General features: G+C 71.7%; 16 protein-coding genes. 8 read left to right on the plus strand and 8 right to left on the minus strand.

Features of this window, described 5'->3' with window-relative positions; translation table 11 throughout:
* Positions 1-36 precede the first annotated feature (36 nt).
* From J8G10_RS17665 to panB, 4 genes are read left to right on the plus strand one after another with little or no spacing between them, the layout of a single operon-like run.
* Entirely contained in the window at positions 37-939 is a 903-nt protein-coding gene (locus J8G10_RS17665) for a DUF2520 domain-containing protein (protein ID WP_251448098.1), read from the plus strand.
* A complete protein-coding gene (panC, locus tag J8G10_RS17670; protein ID WP_251448101.1) occupies positions 936-1,802 on the plus strand; it encodes a pantoate--beta-alanine ligase in 867 nt (288 codons plus the stop codon). Before J8G10_RS17665 ends, panC begins: the two co-directional genes overlap by 4 nt.
* Positions 1,802-2,194, plus strand: coding sequence for an aspartate 1-decarboxylase (gene panD, locus J8G10_RS17675; protein ID WP_251448104.1), 393 nt, complete (start codon positions 1,802-1,804; stop codon positions 2,192-2,194). Before panC ends, panD begins: the two co-directional genes overlap by 1 nt.
* Positions 2,191-3,060: a 3-methyl-2-oxobutanoate hydroxymethyltransferase gene (panB, locus tag J8G10_RS17680; protein ID WP_251448107.1), complete on the plus strand. Its 870-nt coding sequence runs from the start codon at positions 2,191-2,193 to the stop codon at positions 3,058-3,060. Before panD ends, panB begins: the two co-directional genes overlap by 4 nt.
* A gap of 331 nt (positions 3,061-3,391) precedes the next feature.
* Here panB and J8G10_RS17685 read toward each other — a convergent pair whose 3' ends face one another.
* The 4 genes from J8G10_RS17685 to J8G10_RS17700 all read right to left on the minus strand — a co-directional run bounded on the left by J8G10_RS17685 (position 3,392) and on the right by J8G10_RS17700 (position 7,982).
* Positions 3,392-4,126 carry a ribonuclease H gene (locus J8G10_RS17685; RefSeq protein ID WP_251448110.1) on the minus strand — a complete coding sequence of 245 codons (735 nt, stop codon included), beginning with the start codon at positions 4,124-4,126 and terminating at the stop codon, positions 3,392-3,394.
* 286 nt (positions 4,127-4,412) lie between these two features.
* Positions 4,413-5,348 (minus strand): G5 domain-containing protein, encoded by a 936-nt coding sequence (locus J8G10_RS17690; protein ID WP_251448113.1) that lies wholly within the window; start codon positions 5,346-5,348, stop codon positions 4,413-4,415.
* A 143-nt stretch (positions 5,349-5,491) separates the two neighbouring features.
* The gene (locus J8G10_RS17695; protein ID WP_251448116.1) at positions 5,492-6,580 is read right to left on the minus strand and encodes an amidohydrolase family protein; all 1,089 of its coding nucleotides are present in this window, start codon (positions 6,578-6,580) and stop codon (positions 5,492-5,494) included.
* A gap of 19 nt (positions 6,581-6,599) precedes the next feature.
* Positions 6,600-7,982, minus strand: a complete 1,383-nt coding sequence (locus tag J8G10_RS17700; protein WP_251448119.1) for an APC family permease — start codon at positions 7,980-7,982, stop codon at positions 6,600-6,602.
* Positions 7,983-8,148: 166 nt separating this feature from the next.
* On the opposite strand from J8G10_RS17700, the gene J8G10_RS17705 reads away from it, so the two are divergent.
* The 3 genes from J8G10_RS17705 (at position 8,149) to J8G10_RS17715 (ending at position 11,505) form a co-directional block, all read left to right on the plus strand.
* On the plus strand, positions 8,149-8,832 hold the full coding sequence (locus tag J8G10_RS17705; RefSeq protein WP_251448122.1) for a GntR family transcriptional regulator: 684 nt from the start codon (positions 8,149-8,151) through the stop codon (positions 8,830-8,832).
* A gap of 78 nt (positions 8,833-8,910) precedes the next feature.
* Positions 8,911-9,504, plus strand: a complete 594-nt coding sequence (locus J8G10_RS17710; RefSeq protein WP_251448124.1) for a PadR family transcriptional regulator — start codon at positions 8,911-8,913, stop codon at positions 9,502-9,504.
* A 204-nt stretch (positions 9,505-9,708) separates the two neighbouring features.
* Complete coding sequence (locus J8G10_RS17715; RefSeq protein WP_251448127.1) at positions 9,709-11,505, plus strand: AarF/ABC1/UbiB kinase family protein; 1,797 nt, start codon at positions 9,709-9,711, stop codon at positions 11,503-11,505.
* 68 nt (positions 11,506-11,573) lie between these two features.
* Here J8G10_RS17715 and J8G10_RS17720 read toward each other — a convergent pair whose 3' ends face one another.
* Both J8G10_RS17720 and J8G10_RS17725 read right to left on the minus strand, forming a co-directional pair.
* Positions 11,574-13,403 carry a ParB-like protein gene (locus J8G10_RS17720; RefSeq protein WP_251448130.1) on the minus strand — a complete coding sequence of 610 codons (1,830 nt, stop codon included), beginning with the start codon at positions 13,401-13,403 and terminating at the stop codon, positions 11,574-11,576.
* Between the two features lie 144 nt (positions 13,404-13,547).
* Positions 13,548-14,777, minus strand: a complete 1,230-nt coding sequence (locus J8G10_RS17725) for an MFS transporter (protein WP_251448133.1) — start codon at positions 14,775-14,777, stop codon at positions 13,548-13,550.
* 82 nt (positions 14,778-14,859) lie between these two features.
* Here J8G10_RS17725 and J8G10_RS17730 point away from each other — a divergent pair, with 82 nt between their 5' ends.
* Positions 14,860-15,180 carry a helix-turn-helix transcriptional regulator gene (locus tag J8G10_RS17730; protein WP_251448136.1) on the plus strand — a complete coding sequence of 107 codons (321 nt, stop codon included), beginning with the start codon at positions 14,860-14,862 and terminating at the stop codon, positions 15,178-15,180.
* A 33-nt stretch (positions 15,181-15,213) separates the two neighbouring features.
* Here J8G10_RS17730 and J8G10_RS17735 read toward each other — a convergent pair whose 3' ends face one another.
* Both J8G10_RS17735 and J8G10_RS17740 read right to left on the minus strand, forming a co-directional pair.
* Positions 15,214-15,684, minus strand: coding sequence for a hypothetical protein (locus J8G10_RS17735; RefSeq protein ID WP_251448139.1), 471 nt, complete (start codon positions 15,682-15,684; stop codon positions 15,214-15,216).
* 120 nt (positions 15,685-15,804) lie between these two features.
* Entirely contained in the window at positions 15,805-17,202 is a 1,398-nt protein-coding gene (locus J8G10_RS17740; RefSeq protein ID WP_251448142.1) for a copper amine oxidase, read from the minus strand.
* Between the last annotated feature and the right edge of the window lie 77 nt (positions 17,203-17,279).

Here is a 17,279-nt window from a genome sequence, read left to right on the forward strand (position 1 = left end):
GGCCGGGGTCCAACAATGAATCCGACTTCCTCTTTCGTGCCTGCCGCACCCGGCCGCAGCATCGCCGTCGTCGGCGCCGGGCGCCTCGGCGGCGTGCTCGCGCGAGCGCTGCGGGATGTCGGGTTCACGGTGTTCGGGCCGCTGCGCCGGGGCGAGGCGATCCCCGCGGTCGACGTCGCCCTCCTGTGCGTGCCCGACGCGGCGATCCACGACGCGGCGGAGGCCGCGCGCCCGCATGCAGCACTCGTCGGCCACGTCTCCGGCGCGACGGGGCTCGACGACGTCGACTTCAGCGTCCACCCGTTGCAGACCTTCACCGGATCCGAGCCGCCGGCCGTCTTCCGAGGCATCGGCGCGGCGATCGAAGGGCGCACGGAGGAGGCGCTCGCGGCAGCGGATGGCATCGCTCGCGCGCTCGGCGCGCTCCCGTTCCCGGTCGACGATGCGCACCGCGCCGGGTATCACGCGTCTGCGTCGATCGCCTCGAACCTGCTCCTCGCGGTGCTGGATGCGGCAGAGCAGGTGGCCGGATCCGCGGGGATTCCCTCTGCGGAGGCGCGAGCGGCTCTCGCCCCTCTCGTGCGGCAGACGGTCGAGAACTGGGCTGAGCGCGGCGCGGCCGACGCCCTCACCGGACCGATCGCTCGCGGCGATGAGGTGACGGTCGCGAGGCAGCGGGCGGCCATCGCGGAAGGCGACCCGGAACTGCTCCCGGTCGTCGATGCGCTGATCGCGCAGACCCGGGTGCTCGCCGGACATGCCGGTGACCGCGTTTCGTCTCGCTCCGCTCGCTCAACGACCCCGGGGGAGGGGCGCTCGACGGCCGTGGGGGATGTCCGCCCGACGACCCCGGAGGATGTCCGCCCGACGACCCCGGGGGACGCTCGCCCGACGACCCTGGCGGGTGCGAGCCCGTCGGCCGAGAGGACCCGCGCATGAGGATCATCCGCACGATCGCCGAGGTCCGCGAGGCCGTCCGCGCGGCCAGGCGCCAGGACAGGACCGTCGGCCTCGTTCCCACCATGGGCGCCTTCCACGACGGGCACCTGTCGCTGATGGACGAGGCTCGGAGGAACAACGACCTCGTGGTCGTGTCGCTCTTCGTCAATCCGACGCAGTTCGGTGCGAACGAAGACCTCAGCCGCTACCCGCGTGATGAGGCTCGCGACGCCGCGATGGCCGATGACCACGGCGTCGACATCCTGTTCGCGCCCGAACCGTCCGAGATCTACCCCGACGGCTTCGCCACGACGATCCATGTCGCCGGAGTCACCGACGTGCTCGACGGCGCGGTCCGCGGCGCGCATCACTTCGACGGCGTCGCCACCGTCGTCGCCAAGCTGTTCGGCATCGTGGCCCCCGACGTCGCCTACTTCGGGCAGAAGGATGCGCAGCAGGTGCTCGTGGTCCGCCGGCTCGTGCGCGACCTGAACCTCGATGTGCGGATCGAGGCCTGCCCGATCGTGCGGGAGGCCGACGGGCTCGCCATGAGCTCGCGCAACGTCTACCTCGACCCCGCCGCCCGCGCCCAGGCCACCGCGCTCAACCGGTCGCTCGACGCCGCACAGGCACTCGCCGACGCGGGGGAGCGGAACGCCGGAACGATCATCGCCGCGGCCCACGCCGTCCTCGCCGACGCGGGCATCGCTCCCGAGTACCTCGAGCTCCGCGACGCCGAGACTCTGCAGCCGATCACCCTCCTCGACGGCGACGCGCTGCTCGCCGTCGCCGCCCGGGTCGGGGCGGCTCGGCTCATCGACAACCACACCCTCCGCTCTGCCGACAGGAGAGGCGACGCCTGATGCGACGCACCATGCTGAAGTCGAAGATCCACCGCGCGACGATCACCGGATCCGATCTGCACTACGTCGGATCCATCACGATCGATCCCGACCTGCTCGAGGCGGCCGACATCCTCCCGCACGAGCAGGTGCACGTCGTCGACGTCGACAACGGATCCCGATTCGAGACGTACACGATCGAGGGAGAACGCGGATCCGGGGTGATCCAGGTCAACGGCGCGGCCGCCCGGCTCGTGCACACGGGTGACACCGTCATCGTCATCTCCTACGCCGACTACGCCCCCGAGGACCTCACCGACTACGTCCCGACCGTGGTCCACGTCGACCGGACCAACACGATCATCCAGGTCGACGACGCCGTCGGCACACTGCTCACGGGGGCCCTCGCATGAGCGCGCACGCCGCCCCCACCCGTCGCCTCACGCTCGGCGACCTCGCCGCGAAGAAGGCGGCCGGCGAACCGATCGTCATGGTCACCGCCTACGACCATCCCGGTGCGCAGATCGCCGAGGCCGCGGGCGTCGACATGGTGCTCGTCGGCGACTCCGCCGCGATGACGGTGCTCGGCTACGACAGCACGGTGCCCGTCTCGGTCGACGAGATGATCATGCTCACGAAGGCGGTCCGGCGCGGGCTCACGAAGCCCCTGCTCGTCGCGGATCTGCCGTTCGGGTCGTATGAGACGTCCGATGCGCAGGCGCTCGCCACGGCCCAGCGCTTCGTCAAGGAGACCGGCTGCGACCTGGTCAAGATCGAGCGCGGCGGCACCTCCGTGCAGCGCGCCCGGGCGCTCGTGGAGGCGGGGATCCCCGTCGTCGGCCACGTCGGGCTCACCCCGCAGACTGCCACCTCCCTCGGCGGCTACCGTTCGCAGGGGCGCACCGCCGAGGCCGCCCTCGCCGTGATCGACAGCGCGATCGCCCTGCAGGATGCGGGCTGCTCGCTGCTCGTCGTCGAAGCGGTGCCGAGCGAGGTCACGGAGGCGCTGATGGCGCTGATCCACATCCCGGTGATCGGGATCGGTGCCGGATCCGCCCCCGACGGGCAGGTGCTGGTGTTCCACGACCTGCTCGGCATCTACGACGGCGGCGCGGCGAAGTTCGTCAAGCGGTACGCGGATCTGCGCACGGCGGCGATCGACGGCGTGACCGCCTATGCCGACGAGGTGCGCGGTCACGTGTATCCCGCTCCCGAGCACACGTACGCCATGCCGGCCGAGGAGGCCGTGCGCCTGCGGGAGCTGCTCGCGGCGCGATAGCACGGGACCGCCGAGGGTGGTGTCCGGCGCGGTGCTTGGACGGAGCCCGGCCTGCGCGTGCGCTTTGCTCGGAGATGTGCCGGTTCTTCGGATCCCTTGCGCGGATCCGTCCGACGTTGGTGTACAACTCCGAAGATGGGGCACGTTGGCGGCGCGGGGGCGGCCCCGCGCCCGGCTTGCGCGTGCGCCCGGCGCCCGGTGTCCGGCCTGCGTGTGCGCTTTGCTCGGAGATGTGCCGGTTCTTCGGATCCTTTGCGCGGATCCGTCCGACGTTGGCGTACAACTCCGAAGATGGCGCACGTTGGCGGCGTGGGGGCGGCCCCGCGCCCGATCAGATCAGGCGGCGCAGCGCCTCTTCCAGGGTCACGCCCTGGGCGTCCGCACGGTCGCGGAGGCGCGCGTGCTCGGAGGCGCTGAGCGTCACCCGCAGCTCGATCGGGCTGGTGTCGGCCGGCAGATCGAGCCCGTCGAGCAGGTCGGAAGCCTCGGCCCACAGGGCGGGCGCCGGGGCCGCGGAGGGCGCGACGACGGGAAGCGACACTGCGGCTGCGACGAGGGGCTCGTCGAGCACGGCGGGCGCATCGCCCGTCGCCGAAGCGGCCGCGGTGAACCCCGGGCCGCGGTCCGGATCCTGCTTGCGCTGGTATGCGGTCGCGGCGGCGTTCGCGCGCTGATCGGCGGCCTCGTTCAGCGGATGCCCGGCGTGGCCCTTGACCCAGGTGAACGACACGTCGCGCCCGCGCAGTGCCTCGTCGATGCCCTCGAGCAGGTCGCGATTGAGCACCGGACCGCCGTCGGACTTGCGCCAGCCCTTGCGCTTCCAGCCGGGCATCCACTTGGTGACGGAGTCGATCACGTACCGGCTGTCGCACTCGATCACGAGCTTCTCACCGGCGACGTCCTCCGTCGCCTGCAGCAGTTCGAGCACGGCGCGCAGCTCGCCCTGGTTGTTCGTGCCATGCGGGGATCCCCCGGCGGCCCAATTGGCGTCGTCGATGTACCAGGCCCAGCCGTTGGGACCGGGGTTGCCCAGGGCGGATCCGTCTGCCGCGGCGGTGATCGTCATCCCTCCACCGTAGGGCGTGGGGAGGCGCGGTCCGGGCGTGGCGGGTGTCGGGCGAGGCTACGGCGCGGGGCTTCTGCGGCACCCTCGGCGCGGCCGCGGGCCCGGAAGGCGCGAGTCCGCAGTTCCCGCGGTTCGCCCAGGGCCCGAATTGCGCGAGTCCGAGTGCTTATCGCTGCCGCCCCGTGCACAACTCAGGCTGGAAGCAGTCGAGTGCCCATGATTCGGGTGCTTCAGGGCGTTTCAGAGAGATACAGCCTGAGTTGCGCACGGCAGCCGTGCGGTACGGCTACTCGCAGCCGATGCCGTCGCCGTTGCTGTCGAGACGGTAGATGTCTGTGCCGACCACGCGCACCGGGCCCTGGACATAGGCAGGCCCATTGCCGCTGCCGCCGGCGCAGTCCACGTCGCTGGCGATGGGGACGCACGCGTCGGCGTAGTTCGGGTCGCATTGGCCGGCGGGCTCTTGGGCGACGAGGGGTGCGGGCGGCGCGGCCTGCTGTTCCCGCGTTCCGTGTGCCGTCACCTCGGTGACCGGGGGCAGAGTGACCGTCTCCTTCGCGACGGTCCGGCCGATCTCCTTGCCGTCGATCTTCGTCACTCGGTAGGTCGTGACCTTCGAGCCTTCGACGCCTGCCGTGACGACCTCCATCACCCCGAGGTCGCGCTCGGGATCGTCGACCGTCGAGCGCTCGAAAGGGATCACCGTCACGACGTCCACCATCTCGTAAGTGGTCGGGACGGGCGTGGGAGTCGGCGCCGCGGCCGCGAACGAGCGCGGGGTCGCGCTGGAGGTGACGTCCGCGGTGAGCATCGCCGGACGTGTGGCACCGTTCGCGGCACCGCCGCCGATCAGGAGCAGCGCGGCGGCGCCCAGTGCCAGCAGACCCGAGGCGCGCGACCGCAGCGAGAGCCGGGGAGCGCCGCCGCGGATGAAGACGTACACCGCGAGCCCGAGCACGGCCAGGATCACCAGAAGCCACAGTGCCGGCGTGATCCGTGCGAGCACGCCGCCGAGCATGATGACTCCCAGGACGACGAGAGCGGTCACCCACCACGGGCGACGTCGGGACGCGCCCCTCGCTGCTCCTGGGGCGGGTGGCGGCACCGAGCCCGCCGGAACCGGGGTCGTATCAGCCGTCCAGGTCGTGCCGTTCCACCAGCGCAGCTGGGCGCTGTTCTCGGGATCGGGGTACCACGCGGGAGCAGGGGAGGAATCGGGCATCGCAGTCGCCGTTCGGGTCGGTCGGCATCGGGTCCCCGAATCCTATCGATCTGCTGAGAGTGCGTCCACGAGATCCCCCGCCCCCGCCCCCGCCCCCGGCCCCGGCCCCTCGACCCCCGGCCCCCGGCCCGAGGCCCCCGGCCTCAGGTCGCCGCGGCCTCGTGGCCGTCGATGAGGATCCGGCGCGGAGCGGGCCGGTCCACGACGAGCTGGGCGACGTTCTCGGCGTCGAACTCGAGACGCGTGCCGCTCTCCGGATCCCAGTCCGAGATCGCCGGGATCCCGAGCAGCTCCCCGCCGTGCACGGTCGCGATCCGGAAGACGCGCTCGAGGTCGGCGTCGGTGCGCGCGCCCGTACGGTAGCCCAGCAGGTGCGCACGGTCGAGCATGCTGCCGGTGCCGAACGGACTCCAGGCGTCGCGCACGCCGTCCGAGCCTGCGACGACCCGCACGCCGTGGCGCTCCATCCGGTCGAGGTCGGGCACGGGGTCGTCGCCGAGCGCGCACGTGGCGATCCAGATCCCCGCTTCCGCCACGAGGTCCAGGGTGTCGCCGAGGCTCGGCAGCGCGGCATCGCAGAGGGCGAAGGCGTGCCCGATGGTCACGCGCCCCTGCCTTCCGCCCGCGATCGTGCGCCGGGCGATCTCGCGGATCTGCGCGAGTCCGTCCTCGCCGCCGTCGTGCAGGTGGATGTCCAGGTCGCGCCCGGCGCGGTCGGCGAGGCCGAAGACCGCGTCGAGGTGTCCGTGCAGGTCGCCCTCGAGTCCGCCGGGGTCGATGCCGCCGACGAGGTCCGCCCCCGCTCCCAGCGCCGCCGTCATGGCGTCGAGCGTTCCCGGGTTCGTGAGCAGGCCGAACTGCGGGAAAGCCACGATCTGCACGGTCATCCCGGGCAGTCGCTCGGCGGCGGCCCGCACGCCCTCGACGTTCGCGGTGCCCAGTTTGGAGGAGACGTCCGCATGCGCGCGCGCCGCGAGGGTGCCGCTCGCGAACGCTCGGGAGAGCAGCGCGTGCGCCCGCTCCTCGACGCCGGTGACGTAACCGGCCTGGGTCGCGCGGTCTCCGGCGATCAGCTCGGGGAGCGTCGTCGCCGGGGACCGGGACACCCACGCCTGCCCCCACGAGGTCTTGTCGGGGTGGATGTGCGCGTCGACGAACCCGGGGGTGCGCAGCAGGTGCGCGCGGGCGCCTGCGGTGGCGTCGTCCCTGTCCGGTCGCTCGGTGCGTCGCATGCGGGATCCTTTCGGAAGGTCAGTCCTGATAGGGGAGCGTCGGCATCGCCTCGGTGCTCGCGTCGTCGAGCTGGAGGGCGAGGGGGCCGCCCTGTCGCTTCCGGCGCACGAGGTAGATCACGACTCCGATGGCGAGCCAGACGCAGCCGAGCGCATACGTGAACGGTGCCAGCGAGGTCCACAGCCAGGCGATCGAGACGAATCCGACGATCGGCAGGATGAGATGGCGGACCAGTCCCCAGCCGCGGCGCAGCTTCATGTCGAAGAACAGCACCTGGATCGTGGAGAGGTTCACCATGGCGAACGCGATCAGTGCGCCGAAGTTGATCATGTACACGGCCTGGTCGAGCGTGATGAACAGGGCGACGAGCGCAACCACGGAGACCACGAGCGCGGCGACGTAGGGAGTGCGGAAGCGGCGGTGCAGCCGGGCGAGCACCGGGGGAAGGATCCCGTCGCGGCCCATCGCGAACAGCACGCGACTGACGCTCATCTGCGCGGCCGTTCCGCAGAGGACGATGCCTGCCGTGTTCACGATGACGAAGGTGACCATGAGCACGTCTCCGCCCGCGTGCTGCATGAGCTCGGTGCCTGCGGCGTCGAGGTTCTGCAGCTTCGTCCAGTCGGGCGCGATGAGGCTGCCGGCGATCGCGAACGCCAGGTAGCCGAGCCCCGCGAAGAGCGTAGCGAGCACGATGCCCTTCGGCACCTTGCGGCGCGGATCCTTCGTCTCCTCGGCCAGGGTCGAGACGCCGTCGAAGCCGAGGAAGGCGAAGGCGACGATCGCGGCCGCCGCGAGGATCGGCAGGATCCCGCCGTCCCCGATCGACAGCGGCCGGGCGACCGCCTCCAGGCTCAGTTTCGGCGCGTTCATCACGGCGAGCACGAGGAAGGCGAGGATGACCAGCACCGATGCGACGATCACGACGGAGTTCATCCGCTTGATCCAGTTGACCCCGATGATGCTGAACACCGCGACGACGAGGATGCACAGCAGCGTGCCGACCCACGACGGCACCGAGGTGAACAGGCTGTTGAAGTAGAGGCCGAACAGCAGGAAGTTCACCATCGGCAGGAACAGGTAGTCCAGCAGCATGACCCAGCCGGTGAGGAACCCGGTGGCGGGGCCGAAGCCGCGTGTGACGTACGCGTACGCCCCGCCGGTGATCGGCACGTGCGCGGCCATGCGTCCGTAACTGTGCGCGGTGAACAGCATGATCACGATCGTGGCGACGTAGGCGGCGGGGAGGTGGCCGTCGCTGATCTTCGTGGCGGGGCCGTACACCGAGACGACGGACAGCACGCCCATCGAGGTGAGGCCGTAGGCGATCAATGCGGGCAGGCCGAGCTCGCGCTTCAGGGTGCGCGGGCGGTCCCGTTCCGGGGCGGAGGTGGTGGTCATGCGCAGACTCCCTTGTGCTGAAGGCTGACCGGGGACGAGCCGGGGCTCGATTCAGAATTGTATACCAAAACGAAGGATTGTTATACAAGAAGAGGGAATCAGCGACTCGATGGCTGCGATCGGGTACTTTTTGTCATGCAAGCATCGGGGAGAAGGGGATGGGTGGATGGCGCAGAGCACCACGGCGGAGTCGGAGGAGATGCATCCCGGCGCCTCTCAGGGGGTGAGGGTCTACGAGTGGATCCGCGACCGCATCATCGACGGTCGGCTGCCGACGGGCAGTCGCGTCCGCGAGCGCGAGGTCGTCGAGCAGCTCGGGGTGTCCCGTGTGCCGATCCGGGAGGCGTTCCCCCGCCTGGAGGCCGAGGGGTACATCCGCACGGTGCCGCACAAGGGGGCGATCGTCGCCCCGATGGAAGCCGTCGACGTCGCCGAGCTCTTCGACGTCCGAGCCTCGCTCGAGCCCCTCGCGGCGCGCCTGGCCGCGGCCCGCTGCGCGTCCGGCGTCTCGGGCGAGCGGCTGACGGAGGCCCTTTCGCTCGCCGCGCGTGCCCTGGACGTCCACGTCCAGGGGGAGCTCGCCGAGGCGACATCCGACTTCCACGACGAGCTCGTCGACCTCGCGGGCAGTCGGCTGCTGCAGGATCTGATGCTGCCGGTCCGTGGCCGGGTCAAGCGCCTGTTCCATCTGGCGAACACGCCGGACGACCGGGATCTGCACCATGAGCACCAGGAGCTGTGCGACGCGGTCGTGAAGGGGCAGGTCGAGCGGGCGGGGGCCCTGGCGCTCGCGCACGTCGAGCACTCCCGCATCGAGACGATGCAGATGCTCTTCTCCTCCGATTCATAGGGGCTGCTCTTCCCTTCCGATACATAGCGACATATCGTTGACTATCGCTCGGGGTGAGCGGGAATCGAGGAGGTCGTCATGGACAACGCATATGGACCGCGCGGATTCGGCGGGCCGGGGTTCGGTCCCGGAGGAGGGCGAGGCTTCGGCGGACGCCCGGGGATGAACCCGACGGCCGGTCTCTGGGAGGCGATGGAGCACCTGCGCTCCGCCTTCGACCAGCGCCCTCAGGCCCCGCGCATGGCGCGCGGCGACGTGCGCGCCGCCGTGCTCGCGCTGCTCTCCGAGCAGCCCATGCACGGCTACCAGATCATCCAGGAGATCGAGGAGCGCAGCGGCGGCTCCTGGAAGCCGAGTGCCGGATCCGTCTATCCCACGCTGCAGCTGCTCGCGGACGAGGGGCTCATCGAGGCCGCCGAGCAGGGCGGTCGCAAGACGTACTCGCTCACCGAGGCGGGTCGCGCCGTCGCCGACGAGGCCGGCGCCCCTCCGTGGGAGGGCTCCGGCGCTCGCGCGGGCGCGGCGTCGTTCGGCGCGCTGCCCAAGGCGGGGGTCGACCTCGCGGGGGCTGCGGCGCAGGTCGCGCGCACCGGCACTCCGGAGCAGGTGCAGCAGGCGATCGACGTGCTCGACGAAGCGCGTCGCCGTCTGTACGCGATCCTCGCCGACTGATGGCGGACGATTCGGGAGAGCGACGAAGGGCGGGGGCGGCGTCGGCCGTCCCGCTCCCGAGGGTCTCGCCGGACGTGCTTGCGCGATTCCGCCGGCTCGACCGCACCGTCGATCGGCCCCTGTGCCCGGTGCTCGGCACGGCGACGGTGCCGGGGATGCTCGCGCGGTCCCCGCGCGGGAAGATGGGACGGGAGGCGCATCCGCATGGTCGATGATCGGAGCCCGGGAGCCCCGGCGAAGCCCACAGGCGCGGCCGGAGATCAGGCCCCTCCGTTGCGGGCGCGCTACCGGCGGATCCTCGCGTTCGCCGCACGCGTGCTCGTGCAGACCTGGTGGTTCGAGCTCGCTCTGCCGCGGCTCGGCCTGACCGGAGTCGCCGAGAAGAGCCGGGAGCGCCGGATGCGCACCCTCGCGCAGCGCTTCCACGTGCTCGCGGTCGAGCTGGGCGGACTCATGATCAAGGTCGGCCAGTTCATGTCGTCGCGGCTGGACGTGCTGCCCCCGGAGATCACCGCCGAGCTCGCCGGCCTGCAGGACGAGGTGCCCGCGGTGCCGGTGCATCGGATCCGCGCGCTCGCCGAGGCCGAGCTCGGGGTGCGGCTCGAGCGCGCGTTCGCGTCCTTCGACGAGACGCCCCTCGCCGCCGCATCGCTCGGCCAGGCGCATCGCGCCCGGTTGTCCGATGAGGACGCGGCGGTGACCGGGTTCGCCGACGTCGTCGTGAAAGTGCAGCGCCCCGGGATCGATCAGGTCGTCGCGACCGATCTCGCCGCCCTCCGCCGGGTCGGCGGGTGGCTGCGCCGCATCCGGTTCGTCGCCGACCGGGTCGATGCGCCCGCTCTCGTCGAGGAGTTCGCGCAGACCAGCCTCGAGGAGATCGACTACCTGCACGAGGCTGCCGCCGCGGAGCGGTTCGCCGAGAACTTCGCGGGGGATCCGCGGGTCGACGCGCCGGCCGTGGCCTGGGAGCGCACCACCCGTCGCGTGCTCACGCTCGCCGACGTCACCGCGATCAAGATCAACGACGTCGACGCCCTGCGCGCGGCGGGCATCGACCCGGCCGACGTGGCGCGGGTGTTCGCCGAGGTCATGTTCGACCAGCTCTTCACGCACGGGTTCGTGCACGCGGATCCGCATCCGGGGAACATCTTCGTGACGCCGCACCGCGCGGGCGGGGTCGGGATGCCGGGCGCCGCACCGCCGGTGCCGGGCTCGGCGACCGGCGCCGATGCGGCGCACCCGGCCTGGCGCCTCACGTTCATCGACTTCGGGATGATGGCCGAGGTTCCGGAGGGAATCCGGCACGGGCTGCGCACGCTCTTCATCGCCGCGGCCTCCCGCGACGGGAAGGGCATGGTCGCGGCCGCCCAGGAGATCGGCGTGCTCATGCCGTCCGCCGAGAACCGCGAGCTCGAACGGGCGCTCAGTGCCCTGTTCGCGCGGTTCGGCGGGATGGGCTTCGCCGAGCTCCGCGATGTGGATCCGCGCGAGTTCCAGGGCTTCGCCGACGAGTTCGGCGACACGATGCGCTCGCTGCCCGTGCAGCTGCCCGAGGGACTCCTCCTGCTCATCCGGGCGGTGTCGCTCACCTCAGGCATGTGCAGCGGGCTGGATCCGCAGTTCAACATCTGGGAGTCGATCGAGCCCTACGCCACCCGGCTGCTGACCGACGAGAGCGGCAACGTCGTGCGGGACTTGTCTCAGCAGGCCGTGTCGAACGCGGGCATCCTCTGGCGGCTGCCGAAGCGGATCGACGACATCATCACCCGGGTCGACGAGGGATCCGTCACCTTCGACACCTCGCGGATCGAGCGCCGTCTGGACCGGATCGACGGACTCGTCCGGCGCGGTGTCTCGGCGCTCCTGTTCGCGGCGCTGCTCATCGGCGGAGCCGTGGTGCTCACGGCGAACCCGGTGCTGGGCACCGTGCTGATGAGTGTGTCGGCGCTGCCGCTGCTGCACGCGCTGTTCGCGGGGCTGTTCCGGCGGGGACCCCGCTGATCGAGCCTCGGCACGACGAAGGGCGCACGACCGGATCGCGGTCGTGCGCCCTTCGTCGTGTTGCGGCGTCAGTCCTCGCCGACGCGGGTGCGGCGTCGTGCGAGCAGCAGCACACCGGCGGCGATCACGATCGCACCGGCGATGCCGAGCCCGATCGGCGCCGCGGATCCGGTGGTCGCGAGGGTGCCCGAGACTCCGGATCCGGATCCGTTGGACGCCGAACCGGACCCGGCCGACCCCGATCCGGGAGTCGTGCCGGTTCCGTCGCCGCCGCCCGCGTCCGCCACCGTGAAGGCGGCCGAGGCGACCGGGGTGCCGTTGAACGACACGGTCACCGTGTGCGCCCCGGCGGGCAGAGAGGCCGGCAGTGCGGCCTGCAGGGTGAAGGCGCCGGCGGCATCCGTGCTGCCCGTGCCCAGTGACACCGGGTCGGAGTGCACCTCGACCGCGAAGCCCGAGGCGTCGGCGGCGAGGCCGTTCGCGGTGACCGTGACGGCGCCCCCCGGCCGCAGCGCGCCGGTGATCGCGACGGCGCCCCGCACGGCGGCGGGGTCGGCGATGACGACCGGCGTTCCGGTGGAGGCGGTCGACCCGATCGCGTTGTGCGCGGTGACCGTGAGCGCGTACGAACCGGGGGCGACCCCGTCGAACGTGAACGACGTGGCGCGGGCGTCGACCTCGGCCGACCGGGCGGCGCCGAGCGCGACGGTGTAGCCGGTGAGCGCCGAGCCGCCGTCGGCGGGCGCCGACCACGAGATCGCGACGTGGGAGCCGGCGGGCGACGTGCCGCCGACGACGGCGAGCGGAGCGGCGGGAGCGGCGGGAGCCGTGGGGGCGGGCACGTTCCGCAGGCGGTACTCGGTCATGTACGCGAGCTTGCCGGGCTTGGCGTCGGAGTACGGCTTCGCGAGCTTCGCCCACTCGCCCTTGCCCTCGGCCTTGCCGTCGTTCCAGGCGCCGAGCACGCTGAGGTCGCCCGCGGTGTAGCCGGACTGCGGGTCGACGACGGCGCCCGCGCCGAGCGCGACCTGCGCCTGGGAGAGCTGCTTGACGAGCGCGAGGGATCCGGCCCAGTCGTCCTGGTTCCAGCCGGCGACGGGGATGTCCGTGCGCGTGCGCAGCCAGGTGCCCCAGTAGAACTCCTGGAACGGCACGGCGCCGTCGGCGGCGTAGCCGATGTCGCGCGCGAAGTAGAGGATGCTGCGGAAGCGGTCGTCCTCGAAGTTCGCCAGCCCCACGTTCGCGGGCAGTTGCGAGGGCGTGATCGCCTCGCCGTCCACGTCGCGCAGCCAGGTCCACTTGTTCGCCTGCATCGCGGCCCAGAAGTCCGCATCCGACAGGCCGGAGAGGTTGCCGAGCACGCGCAGGCGCACGTGCACATCGGGACCGCTGTTCTCCTGGAAAGAGGTGAGCGTGTGGTGTCCGTCCGTGAGGTACAGCACGCCCTTCGGGCCGATCACGACGGTCTTCATCGGGGCGATCGTGTCGGCCGTCTCGCTGCCGACCGGGACCGTGCAGGTGAAGGTGGACGGATCCGTCAGCGTCGCGCCCGGCTGGGCGCTCGCGGCGTCCTGCTGGCCGTTGGCCTCGCACCAGTCGGCGAACTTCTTGTTGATCGCGTCCTTCGAGAGAGCGGCGTCGTAGCGGCCGAGCTTGTAGTAGACCTCGTCGTAGCCGAGCGAGGGCTGGGTCGGGTGCACGTCGCCGACGCGCACGTCGAGCAGTTCGCCCACGGGAGCGCACAGGTCGCGGAGGTCGCCGACGGAGCACGAGGCGTCCTTGACGTCGGTGGGCGTCTCCGCGGCGGAGGCGGGGACGGCGGCGAGGACGGATCCGCCGAGGGCGAGGAAGGAGGCGAGCGCGACGGCGAGCGTGCGACGCGAGCGGAGCAGGGGCACGGAGGTCTCCAGGGAACGGGGGAAGGGGAGTCCCTCCGAGCCTGGCCAGCCGAGGCGGACGGCTGGTTGCGGCCGGGTGAACAGCGGATGACCGCCGACGCGCACGGCCCGTGCCGGAGCACGATCCCGGTCCAAGCGTGCGAGTCAGTCGGCTCGGCGGACGCGCAGCACGAGCGCGATCAGCGACAGCACGATCACGACGACGCCGTAACCGACGCAGACGGTTCCCAGCCCCACCTCGGCGACGAGCACTCCGGCGACGACCGCAGGAACGCCGAAGGCGAGGTACGCGAGCAGGTACAGCACCGCGAAGGCGTCGGCGCGCTGAGTCGCCGGGATGCGCGGGGCGAGGGATCCGACGACGCCGAAGAACGCGGTGCCGAAGCCCATCCCCGTCACTGCGGCCGCCACCAGATACGCCGGCAGCGAGCCGAGCCCGAGTGCGAGCAGGGAGAGAGCGGTGCCCGCGGCGAGTGCGGCGGCGCCGAAGATCACGATCGTGCGAGCGGAGCGGTGCCGGATCGCGAAGGCGGTGACGGCGCCGACGCCCGCGAGGAGCGCGACGGCCAGCCCCTGCCACAGGTGCGCGGCGCCGCCGAGCTCGCCGCGGACGATGCTCGCTCCGAGCGAGAGGAACAGCCCGCCGGTCGCCCAGCCGGCGATGACCGCGGGCGCGGCCCGCCAGAACTCGGCGCGGATCCCGGCGGGAACCGAGAGGCGGAAGCGCAGGGACGCCCAGGCCCCGGGAAGCAGCGGCGCGGTCTCGGGGGCGATGAGCACGAGCGCGGCGATCACGAGATACACGGCCGCGAGGGGCGTGAACACCTCGGGCAGCGCCTCTGCCGTGGCATCGAGGGCGAGGGCGGCGACGAGAGCGCCCGCGGCGAGCCCGATCCCGGGGCTCAGCGCGTTCCAGAGCGCCGCCGTCCCGGGGCGGGCCGGCGGCGCGAGGTCGAGCACCGTCGCGGAGAGGGAGGCGATGAGCAGGCCGCTCGCGACGCCCTGCAGGATCCGCGCGAGCACGAGCAGCAGCACGGATCCGGCGTTCCCGAACAGCAGCATGCTGCCCGCGAGCAGGACGAGCCCTGTCACGATCACGGGGCGGCGTCCGATGTGGTCGGAGAGCGACCCGGCGGCGAGCAGCGTGAGCAGCAGGGCGGCCGCGTAGACGGCGAACACGACGGTGATCACGATCGCATCGAAGCCGAGATGCTGCGCCAGCACCGGGTAGAAGGGAGAGGGGGCGCTCGCTCCCGCCATCATCAGGATCTGGGCGACGATCGCGAGGACGAACCCGAAGCGCGTGCGCACGGGCCGCCCGGGCAGGGCGGCGGGCTCCGGGATCCGCGGCGTCGCGATCGGCTGGGTGGTCATGGCGGCTCCTCATCTGTTCGAGAATTCTCGAACGATGTGCACGCTACTCGCCTGGCTCGGAATGTTCAAGTATTATCGAACCATGCCAGGGGCCGTCGACCTTCCGCACCCGGAGCGCTCCGAGATCGAGCTCACAGCGGTGCTCTTCGCGCTCAGCGACCCCGAGCGCCTGTCGATCGCCCGCCAGCTCGTCGACGGCCCGCTGGACATGGCGGCGTGCCACGCGACGGATCCGAACCTGCCGAAGTCGACGAAGTCGCACTTCATGAAGGTGCTGCGGGAGGCAGGGGTGCTCCGCAACGAACCCCACGGACGTCGCCGCATCCTGACGCTCCGCCGGGACGACCTCGACGCGAGGTTCCCGGGCCTGCTCGACGCCGTGCTGGGCTCGACCGACGCCTGAGACCGGGGCGCTCGGCGACCCCGACGCGCGAGGTCAGTCCGCCGTGATCTCCTGCACCGTGATGCGCGTGGTCCCGGACGCATCGGTGGTCTCGTAGCGCACGGGCATCCCCGGATGCGCGAGCGCGAACCAGAACACCGCGCCGCCGTCGTCGTCGCTCACGGTGTACCGCAGGCACTCGAGGCGCCCGAGCGGGTGCTCGATCGTGTCGTCGGCGACCGCCGTGCGGTCGGCGGGGAATGCGGCGTGCGCCTGCAGCGCCCGCCAGGAGACCCGTCCGCCGGTCGCCGTCTCGGGCGCTCCCACGGGGTGGCTCTCCAGCAGCACGTCCTCGTCGCGGCCCTCGGAGTAGCGGCTGATCCGCTCCGAGGCCGTGCCGTCGGGGGCTTCGATCCGCACCCGGATCACGGCTCCGTCGCGCAGTGCGGCGCGGATCTCGTCGGCGGTGAACGGCGTCGGCAGCAGCCCCTCGGCGACGACATGCGGATCCGGGTTCTCGGTCATGCGGTCAGGATAGGCCCCGAGCCGAGGGGCTGCCAGATTCCGGTCCTGAGAAGCGTCAAGAGGGGGAGCGCCGATCCCCGAGAGGACGGACCGCGTCCCGCGCTCAGGGCGTCGCTCTGCTCAGGGCGTGGGCGAGGGGCTCTTCCACGGGCTGTCGTAGCGCCCGTTGCGGTCGTCGTACCCCGGCGGCGCGTCGAAACGGGTCGCGGTGAGATCGCGCGGCAGCAGGCTGAAGCCCTGCCAGTGCAGCTCCATGGGCGACTGGTCCTCATCCCGGGGCACGTGGTGGAACCCGACCGCCACCCACGACACCACGTCCGAGAGCGCCCGGTCCGCACCGCGCTCGACGAACTCGCGCACCCCGCTGCCGCAGTCGCCCGGGTTCTTCGTCGCGTACTTCTGGCAGGCGTCGAAGTCCGTGAACGCGACGTCGTAGCCCGCCGTCGCACCGTGCCGATGATCGTCCGAGAACACGAATCCGTCGGTGCGCGCGAGCTCGATCTGGTACGAGATCGGGTGCCCGTCGCTGTTCTCCACGGCGGGGTTCAGCACCTGCCACCAGCGGCGGTCCTGCCACTGCGCGAGCGCCGGATCCGGGATCGGGGTGAGGGATCCGTTCAGCACGGGGGCCTTCGCGCCGTCCGCTCCGGTCGGGGTCGCGTCGTACTGCTGCACGGCGAGTCCGCCCGTGCCGTCGAGCGCCCAGTGCACGCGCCAGACCGCGTTGTGGGAGTGGCTCGCCGCGTACTCGTGATCGCCCACGTCGGATCCGTGGTCCGCGTCGGTGAAGTCGTTGGGGGAGAGATCGCCTGTCGCGCCGAGCTGAACAGCGATGGATCCGTCGGCGCCGAACGTGTATTGCGTGACGTACTCGTACCAGCCGACGCGCGAGATCGTGGACAGCCGCCAGTCGGTACGGCGGGCATCGGCCTGGGGCTGGGTCGCCCAGGCGCTGGAGTGGTACGAGAGGCCGCCGTCGACCTGCTCGGAGCACAGCACCTTCCTGGTGCGCGTTTTCCCGTAAGCGCCGTCGTCGATGTCGGGGAGCGCCGTGGACAGCCGGTCGCCCGTGCAGGAGGCGTCGTCCAGCGCCAGCATCTTGGTGCCGCCGAAACCGGCCTCGGTGATGTCGTGGGTGGTGCTGTCGCCGGTGTCATAGGGCACCTCGAGCTGGGAGAGCGAGAGGGAGGAGATGACTCGGATGGGCCGGGCGTCGGGCGGCGCGAGGCGGATGTCGGAGAGCATCAGCCCCCGTTTCGGATCCACGTTCCAGCAGAGGCTCCAGACCGCGCCGCTGGAGAGGGTGCGGGTGAGGCGCTGGGCGGGGCCGATCTTGCCGCCGGTGCCGATCTCGGCGGCCGGCGCCGTGCACGGGGCGGACGCCGCGGACGTCGTCGCCGTCGTCTCCGGCGCTGTGCCGGTGCAGGCTGCCAGCAGCAGAGCGCCGCAGGCCGCTCCCACGATGGCGAGACGTGCGCGCGATGCGCCCCTCGGCTTCCGCGCAGCGATGCGCATCATCGGCTTCCCCCCCCCGGGTGCTTCCTCGATGCCGACAGCCTAGCGGCACCGGAATATCGGTTGGAACGGAGGAGGGG

This window comes from Microbacterium sp. USTB-Y (assembly GCF_023703415.1).
GTDB lineage: Bacteria > Actinomycetota > Actinomycetes > Actinomycetales > Microbacteriaceae > Microbacterium.

What these genes read in the sequence shown, in the direction of transcription:
- J8G10_RS17695 (WP_251448116.1), bottom strand. Translation starts at nt 6,580, where the DNA reads ATGCGACGCACCGAGCGACCGGACAGGGACGACGCCACCGCAGGCGCC.
- J8G10_RS17740 (WP_251448142.1), bottom strand. Translation starts at nt 17,202, where the DNA reads ATGATGCGCATCGCTGCGCGGAAGCCGAGGGGCGCATCGCGCGCACGT.
- J8G10_RS17715 (WP_251448127.1), top strand. Translation starts at nt 9,709, where the DNA reads ATGGTCGATGATCGGAGCCCGGGAGCCCCGGCGAAGCCCACAGGCGCG.
- J8G10_RS17735 (WP_251448139.1), bottom strand. Translation starts at nt 15,684, where the DNA reads ATGACCGAGAACCCGGATCCGCATGTCGTCGCCGAGGGGCTGCTGCCG.
- panD (WP_251448104.1), top strand. Translation starts at nt 1,802, where the DNA reads ATGCGACGCACCATGCTGAAGTCGAAGATCCACCGCGCGACGATCACC.
- J8G10_RS17725 (WP_251448133.1), bottom strand. Translation starts at nt 14,777, where the DNA reads ATGACCACCCAGCCGATCGCGACGCCGCGGATCCCGGAGCCCGCCGCC.
- panB (WP_251448107.1), top strand. Translation starts at nt 2,191, where the DNA reads ATGAGCGCGCACGCCGCCCCCACCCGTCGCCTCACGCTCGGCGACCTC.
- J8G10_RS17690 (WP_251448113.1), bottom strand. Translation starts at nt 5,348, where the DNA reads ATGCCCGATTCCTCCCCTGCTCCCGCGTGGTACCCCGATCCCGAGAAC.
- J8G10_RS17730 (WP_251448136.1), top strand. Translation starts at nt 14,860, where the DNA reads ATGCCAGGGGCCGTCGACCTTCCGCACCCGGAGCGCTCCGAGATCGAG.
- J8G10_RS17685 (WP_251448110.1), bottom strand. Translation starts at nt 4,126, where the DNA reads ATGACGATCACCGCCGCGGCAGACGGATCCGCCCTGGGCAACCCCGGT.
- J8G10_RS17705 (WP_251448122.1), top strand. Translation starts at nt 8,149, where the DNA reads ATGGCGCAGAGCACCACGGCGGAGTCGGAGGAGATGCATCCCGGCGCC.
- J8G10_RS17700 (WP_251448119.1), bottom strand. Translation starts at nt 7,982, where the DNA reads ATGACCACCACCTCCGCCCCGGAACGGGACCGCCCGCGCACCCTGAAG.
- panC (WP_251448101.1), top strand. Translation starts at nt 936, where the DNA reads ATGAGGATCATCCGCACGATCGCCGAGGTCCGCGAGGCCGTCCGCGCG.
- J8G10_RS17710 (WP_251448124.1), top strand. Translation starts at nt 8,911, where the DNA reads ATGGACAACGCATATGGACCGCGCGGATTCGGCGGGCCGGGGTTCGGT.